The sequence below is a fragment of the Vibrio sp. OPT46 genome (assembly GCF_015163535.1).
GTDB classification, from domain to species: domain Bacteria; phylum Pseudomonadota; class Gammaproteobacteria; order Enterobacterales; family Vibrionaceae; genus Vibrio; species Vibrio alginolyticus.
In genome coordinates this window covers 1-320 of record NZ_JADDYG010000058.1, presented here as the reverse complement: position 1 = coordinate 320, position 320 = coordinate 1, and the positions used below count along the sequence as shown (strand labels likewise).

Annotated in this window: 1 pseudogene; it reads left to right on the top strand. The window is 45.0% G+C overall.

Annotation, left to right across the window (positions count from 1 at the left end):
• Positions 1–320, top strand: a pseudogene (locus tag IQR33_RS02725) (DUF6701 domain-containing protein); the annotation flags it as partial.

The window sequence follows — 320 nt, the reverse complement described above, 5'->3', positions numbered from 1 at the left end:
GTTTTTCATCCATTGGTTCAACCATTAGGAGGAAGTGAAGGAAACTTTAGCTATTCAGCGGAATTTAAAGACGGCTTGTCTGAACATGGTCTTGTCACGAACGAGTCCGGCATATTTGAAGTGACACTGTCCGATCATTTTGAATGTGAGGGATTTGAAGAGTGCCCTGAAGAAGGCAAAGTGGAAGTGAAAGGAACATTTAATGTGTACTCGCGACCATGGACACTCGCTATTTGTGACAACCAACGTGCTTTGCCTTCTGGCACCTCTGAACAAGGAGAAGGGTTTCTTGCTGCCGGAGAACTTTTCTCTCTAACGGT